The sequence below is a fragment of the Herpetosiphonaceae bacterium genome (genome assembly GCA_036374795.1).
In the GTDB taxonomy this organism is placed as follows: Bacteria; Chloroflexota; Chloroflexia; order Chloroflexales; family Kallotenuaceae; genus LB3-1.
This window is the reverse complement of sequence record DASUTC010000326.1, coordinates 1-3,112: the sequence shown is the minus strand read 5'-3', so window position 1 is coordinate 3,112 and position 3,112 is coordinate 1. Positions and strand designations below refer to the sequence as shown.

Annotated in this window: 1 protein-coding gene; it reads left to right on the top strand. The window is 67.1% G+C overall.

Features of this window, described 5'->3' with window-relative positions; genetic code table 11:
• A partial coding sequence (locus VFZ66_25335) for an amino acid adenylation domain-containing protein (GenBank protein HEX6292535.1) occupies nucleotides 1-3,112 on the top strand: 3,112 nt, incomplete at both ends.

Sequence of the window (3,112 nt, the reverse complement as noted above, 5' to 3'; positions counted from 1 at the left end):
TCCTGGGGCGCGGTTCGCGGTGCGTCCCAGGAACTTCGCGCGTTCCTGGCGGCGCGCCTGCCCGACTACATGGTGCCGAGCGCGTGGGTGCTGCTGGACGCGCTGCCGCTGACGCCCAACGGCAAGCTCGATCGCAAGGCGCTGCCCGCGCCGGAGTGGAACGGCACCGAGCAGCGCGATAGCTTCGCCGCGCCGCGCACGCCGACCGAGGAGCGGCTCGCGGCGATCTGGGCCGAGGTGCTGGGCATCGAGCTGGTCGGCGTCGAGGATAATTTCTTTGAGATCGGCGGGCACTCGCTGCTGGCAACGAGGGTGATCGCGCGGGCACGAGATGTATTCCAGGTGGACCTGCCGCTGCAAAAGCTCTTTGAGGCACCGACCGTCGCCGGGCTGGCCTCGACGATCGAGGCGAGCCAGACAACAGCGGACGATCGGATCGTCGCCCTGCCTCGCGATGACGAGAATGTGGTGTTTCCCGCCTCGTTCGCGCAGCGGCGGCTCTGGCTGCTCGCTCAGCTCGATCCCGGCAGCGCCGCCTATCATGTGCCGCTGAGCATCCGCCTGACCGGAGCCCTGGACGCCGCCGCGCTGACGGCCAGCTTCAACACGCTCATCGCCCGCCACGAGGCGCTGCGCACCAGCTTTGTCCTGCGCGCTGGACAGCCCGTGCAGCACGTCCAGCCGCCCGCCGCCCTGCCGCTGCCCTGTCACGATCTCCGTTCCCTGCCGGAGCCCCAGCGCCGCGCCCAGCTTGCGGCCCTCCAGCACCACGTCACCGCGCAGCCCTTCGATCTCACCCGCGCCCCGCTGCTCCGCGCCGCGCTCCTGCGCCTTGGCGACACCGAGCATCTGCTGCTGCTCTGCCTGCATCACATCGTCGTCGATGGCTGGTCGTTGGGCGTGCTCGTGCGTGAGCTGGCCGCCTGCTATCGCGCGCTGCGCCAGGAGCAGCCGCCCGACCTGCCCGACCTGCCGATCCAGTACGCCGACTTCGCCCTCTGGCAGCGCGCATGGCTGCAAGGCGCAACGCTTGACCGCCTGCTGGCCTACTGGAAGGCGCAGCTTGCCAACCTCACCCCGTTGGCCCTGCCCACCGATCGCCCGCGTCCGGCAATGCTGTCGACGGCTGGCGCGCAACAACCGATCAGCTTCGCGCCTGCGCTTGTAGCTCGCCTGGAACACCTGAGTCAGCAGGCTGGCACAACCCTGTTCATGACGCTGCTAGCGACGCTCCAGGTGCTGCTGCATCGCTACAGCGGCCAGGAGGACATCGCAGTCGGCACGCCGATCGCCAATCGCACGCGCGCCGAGAGCGAGGGGATCGTCGGCTGTTTTGCGAACACGCTCGTGCTGCGCGCCGACCTTTCGGGCAATCCAACGTTCCGCGATCTGCTGGGGAGGGTGCGCGAGATCTGCCTGGGCGCGTATGGGCATCAAGATCTGCCCTTTGAGCTTGCCGTGGATCTCGTCCAGCCGGAGCGCGACCTCAGCCACTCGCCGCTGTTCCAGGTGCTCTTCGTGCTGCAAAATACGTCGCTGCCAGCGCTGGATCTGCCTGAGCTGCACACGGAGCTGCTGCCGATCGATACCGGCAGCGCGAAGTTCGAGCTAACGCTGGATTTGAGTCCGGGCAGCGATGGCGGACTGTTCGGATACCTGGAATACGCGACCGATCTGTTTGCGGCGGACACGATCGAGCGCATGGCCCGTCATCTGACGACGCTGCTGGAAAGCGTGGCAGCCAGCCCGGAGCAGACGATTGGCGATCTTCCGCTGCTGCCGTCCGCCGAGCGTCGGCAAATCCTCGATGAGTGGAACGCAACCGGGTCGGCGTATCCGGTCGATCAGTCGATTGCTACGCTCTTCGAGGCGCAGGCGGCGCGCACGCCCGATGCAGTTGCGGTCGTCGGTGGAGATCGACGACTGACCTACGCCGAACTCGACGCGCGGGCAAACCAGCTAGCTCACCATCTGCGCATGCTGGGAGTAACGCCGGAGGTCTGCGTCGGCGTCTGCCTCCAGCGCTCGCCTGAGCTGGTCGTTGGTCTGCTGGGCATTCTGAAAGCCGGTGGCGCGTATGTGCCGCTCGATCCGGCGTATCCTCGTGAGCGGCTTCAGCATATGCTGCTCGACAGCGGCGCGCGGGTGCTGCTGGCCCAGCAGGCGCTCCTTGACTCGCGATTCGTAGCGGATCACGATCGCGAGGCGGGCACCGAAGGTGCGGCGGTGGTGCTCATCGATCGGGACTGGACCGCGATTACGCGGCAGCCCATGACAGCGCCCGGCACTCGCCTTGATCCAGCGAATCTGGCGTATATCATCTATACCTCAGGCTCGACCGGACGACCCAAAGGTGTCGCGATCACCCATCGCAACGCGGTCGCCCTGATCCACTGGGCCGGAACAGTCTTTAGCCCAGACGAGCTAGCGGGGACGCTGGCAGCGACGGCGCTCAGCTTCGACTTGTCGGTCTTTGAGCTATTCGTACCGCTGAGCCTGGGCGGCACGGTCATCCTGGCCGAAAATGCCCTGCAATGGCCCGCCGCCGGGCTGCCGGTGACGCTGGTTAACACCGTGCCCTCGGCGATCACTGAGCTGCTCCGGCTGGACATGCTGCCCGACTCGGTGTCTACCGTCAATCTGGCGGGAGAGCCGCTGCCGCTGGATCTGGTCAGGCAGCTCTACGCGCGCTCGCATATTCGGCGTGTCTATAACCTGTACGGCCCCTCCGAGGACACAACCTACTCGACCTTCGCGCTTCAGGAGCGGCTGTCCGACGACGCGCCGACAATCGGACGACCGATCAGCAACAGCCGCGCCTATGTGCTGGACGCGCGGTTGCAGCCCGTCGCGATCGGCGTGATTGGCGAGCTGTACCTGGGCGGTGTCGGGCTGGCCCGTGGCTATCTTGGCCGCCCCGATCTGACCGCCGAGCGCTTCCTGCCCGATCCATTCAGCGGCGTCGCGGGGTCGCGGCTCTACCGCACGGGCGATCTGGTCCGCTACCTGCCCAACGGCGATCTCGACTATATCGGGCGGATCGACCACCAGATCAAGCTGCGCGGGTATCGCATCGAGCTGGGCGAGATCGAGGCCGCGCTGCGCCAGCACG